5 protein-coding genes are annotated in these 3,753 nt (G+C 30.1%); all 5 read right to left on the bottom strand.

The window, feature by feature from the left end; translation table 11 throughout:
• Positions 1-69 precede the first annotated feature (69 nt).
• Complete coding sequence (locus tag PHC28_RS16915; protein WP_300103353.1) at positions 70-675, bottom strand: SRPBCC family protein; 606 nt, start codon at positions 673-675, stop codon at positions 70-72.
• A 65-nt stretch (positions 676-740) separates the two neighbouring features.
• Positions 741-1,616 (bottom strand): AraC family transcriptional regulator, encoded by an 876-nt coding sequence (locus PHC28_RS16910; RefSeq protein ID WP_300103351.1) that lies wholly within the window; start codon positions 1,614-1,616, stop codon positions 741-743.
• 57 nt (positions 1,617-1,673) lie between these two features.
• Positions 1,674-2,531, bottom strand: a complete 858-nt coding sequence (locus PHC28_RS16905; protein WP_300103349.1) for a helix-turn-helix transcriptional regulator — start codon at positions 2,529-2,531, stop codon at positions 1,674-1,676.
• A gap of 86 nt (positions 2,532-2,617) precedes the next feature.
• Entirely contained in the window at positions 2,618-3,211 is a 594-nt protein-coding gene (locus PHC28_RS16900; protein WP_300103347.1) for a YceI family protein, read from the bottom strand.
• A gap of 44 nt (positions 3,212-3,255) precedes the next feature.
• Complete coding sequence (locus tag PHC28_RS16895) at positions 3,256-3,723, bottom strand: hypothetical protein (RefSeq protein WP_300103346.1); 468 nt, start codon at positions 3,721-3,723, stop codon at positions 3,256-3,258.
• Positions 3,724-3,753: the final 30 nt, after the last annotated feature.

Raw genomic sequence — 3,753 nt, 5'->3', positions numbered from 1 at the left:
AAGGACTTCCCAGGCTTTGTCAATTCCTTTGTTTACTATTATTTCTTTTTGGATTATCATAATTATATTTTAAGATTTTATAACGGTTGCTTCATTGCTATAATCGTTTTTGAACTTTTTGAAATTATAACTATTTATATTTTCTCCTGTCTTGATGTGATGTTCAATAGCAATAAAATAATCTTTCATTAGCTTTATAAACGATCCTTTCGCCATAGCTCCCATCATTGCTGGTTTTGTTCTATAGGACATTGCTATAGAAATTTTGCATTGATGACTACCTATTTTTGTTACTTTATAAACAGCGGTAGTATATTCTGGGTTAATTGGAAATTTTTTTGCATCAACTAAAAGATTTGTAAATGTCATATTTGCAGCATCATAATTTGTCATTCTTTCGTGTAGAACTTTCGTGCCATTTTCATTAAAATAACAATTTCTTTCAACACCCTCATCTCCCTTTGTTGCTCCATTCAAAAATTCTGATTTCACAATTTTTGGGTGAGAATCTGCAATAGTACCATAATCATCTGCAACCACTGCCCAAACTTGTTCTGCAGGAAGATTAATAGTTTTTTCAACACTAAAATGTTGCACTTTTTTTTGTGCATTAACACCTGTAAATGCTACCAGTGCAATTAGTAACATTTGTCCAAATTTAATTTTTGTTTTCATCTTTACTTTTTTTATTTGATTGTTATTTGTTTTAACAATGCAAAGATGAGAAGCATAAAAATGGATTAATTTTCCAAAAAGTTCAAGTTGTTTTCCAAAAAGTTCAGACGATATTCTGAAGGAGATTTTGAAAAATGTTTTTTGAAACCTTTGTTAAAACTTGAAACTGTTTCAAATCCACAATCGTAAGCAATGTCAGCAATTGGCTTGGTTTTTATTTGTAGTAATTGTGTTGTTTTTTCTAATTTTTTTATCAAAATATATTTTGAAGGACTTTCGCTATATAAGTCAAAAAATTTCCGTTTAAAGGTTGATAAACTACAATTGCATAAGGTTGCATATTCCTTTAGCGATAAATTTGCATAAAGATTTTGTTGTATAATTTCATTAAAATTATATTCAAATGGAATAAATAATGATGAGATAAACTCATTTATAGAAGCCGCTTTTTCGGTTTTACTCAATAATAAGAGTAATTCTTTAAGTTTATTTACTATTAAATTTTCGTCGGCAATTTCAGGGTTATCTAATAAAAAGAAAATGCTTTCGATATAGGACTTCATCAAAGGTTCTACATTAATTTTTACGGTATCAAAGTTATTTTGAAAATTTTGAATTGATAAATCCGTTTCAAAAAAATGTTTTATTATTTCAGGATAAAAATACGACCCAATTACCGTTAAAGTTTCCGTTTTTGGGTTAGGATTTGTTGCTAGTTGTTCAATAAAATAATTTCCACATTTTGATAACATTGCATCTCCTTCTGTAAAAGACAATACATTTGTGGGAGTTCTGTATTGGAATGCACCTTTTGTAAGAAACAAAAAGCAAGCTTCATTTTCTTGAAAAAATTTAGGAATACGCTTAAAATTGGTTGACATAACCGCTTTTTCAAATACAACTTTTCCTTTATATTTTAAAGTCTTAATTTCGAATGTCATTTTTTTGAATTCAAAATTAAATTATAAACGGCAAATGATTTTTGGTTTTTAGTTCAATTATTTGGTTATTTGGTTCAAACGAAAATGAGTCGGGGTTTGATTGTATTTTTCGTGAAAGAGTGTTGAAAAATTGGCCAAATCATTGAAACCACAATCGAATGCTATATCTGTAATTCGTTCATCAGAAATTAATAACAGTTCGGCTGCTTTTTCTAATTTCTTGTTTCTTAAATAATTAGCTGGACTATCGTTGTAGTTTTTTTTGAATTCCCTTTTAAAGGAAGAAAGGCTTAAATTCGTTATTTCAGCCAGTTCTTCGATGGCAATATGTTGGTAAAAATAGCTTTCAACAATTTGCTTGAATGTGAAACTGGTTGGCGAGAATAATTGTGATAAAATTTGTTGAATAACTGGAGCGTTTTTGGTTTGACAAAGCAAGAGAATGATTTCTTTCAGTTTGATAACCAACAAATCATCGTTGGTGAGTGTCGGATTGTCAAAATAAAACAACAAACTTTCGATGTATTTTTGAATTAGAAAATCGTTGTTAATTTGAGTTAATTCAAGTTCTAAATTGGGTTCTTTTGCAGGTTTTTGAAAAATCTTTGGCAAATCAGTATCGTATATCTTTTTCAATATTTCGGGATGAAAATGCACAATAATGATCTGATTGTTTTTAGAAAGCGTACTGCTTTTCATTTGGCTGAAATAGTTGCCACATTTGAGCAAAACGGCATCATTTACTGGTATTGACACACTTTGAAGTTGTGTCTTGTAATCAACTTGTCCTTCGAGTATATACAGAAAACAAGCTTCATTAGGCATTGGATTTGGGATTTTGAAAGGTGCTTCGATAGTCAGTTTTTCAAAAATTATTTTTCCGAATAATTGGTATTGTTTTCTTTCTGTAATCATTTCAATAATTTAAAAAGTAAAAACTATATTTCTATTATTTCGTAAAGGCGAAAAACAGAAATATAGTTTTGAAACAAAAAAAGGAATTAATAATTTGCTTCTACGGTAACTTCAACTGTTTTTGCAATATTAGTTGATGGTTTTCCGCCAGAGAAAGCTATTTTATAATCAGCTAAAGTAAGATTAAATTTAGATGATAGACTAATACTTCCACCTTTTACGGTAATTGTAGCTTTTTCTTTAACAGGGTTTGTAACTCCGTTTATGGTTAAATCACCTTCAATATTAGCCGTATAAGATCCGTCTTTTTTGAAATTTACTTTGTCAAGATTGGCAATTTTTCCTGTTAGTTTTGCTTTTGGGTTTTCTTTTGTGTTCAAAAACTTTTTACTGTTAAAGTGTTCTTGCATTAAGGCTTTTTCGAACTCAAAACTTTGCATTGGCACCGAGAAAACAACATCGCCATTACTAGGATCAATTGCTCCAACAGCGGCATAATTGTTTGCCTCGATATTTTCGGCTGGTGTTGTAGAAAAGAATTTAAAATGTGTTTTTGTAGTCGCTTGTTTTTGGGCTACGGCTGTTAGTGAGATTGTTACTAAAGCTACGATTGTTAATACTGATTTTTTACTCATAATTTCTATTGTTTTTAATTGGTTTTCGTGAATCTTCGATTTCATTTTTTTAAATTTAATTATTTGTTTATTTACTTGTTTTTACTTATTTATTTGGACACGATGTCGCTTTTATCTAGGGTTACGTTTTCGTACATTTCTAAATCTTTGTCGTAAGTTGCACCGGAACGAATAACACCTTTTATGGTAATTTCGTCACCTACTTTTATGTTTGTTGTATGAGAACTTGTTTCTTTGGTAAACGTAGCACTAACGCCAGCTTTGTCAGTAGCTGCTTTAAGAAGGATTACTTTTTGATGATTGAAGTCTTCCGATATTTGAGCAACCGTTCCTGTAATTTCTAAAACTTTGGAGTTGCCTTCTTCGTCCAGGTATTTGTTATTAGCTTTCTTTGCATCGGTAAGATATTCATTTACGATTTCGCTTGCTTTGTAACTGAAATCAGTTTGAGTGGCTTGAACATCTCTGGCAGGTTTGTTGAACATATAGAGTGCAACTGCTACTGCGATTAAAATTCCTATGGATAGGATAATTAGGATTTTCTTTTTTGTTATCATTATCAATTTATTTTAAATTTTGTTTAACTG

Origin of the sequence: Flavobacterium sp. (assembly GCF_028712645.1) — a bacterium.
GTDB lineage: Bacteria > Bacteroidota > Bacteroidia > Flavobacteriales > Flavobacteriaceae > Flavobacterium.
This window is presented reverse-complemented; position numbering and strand designations above follow the sequence as displayed.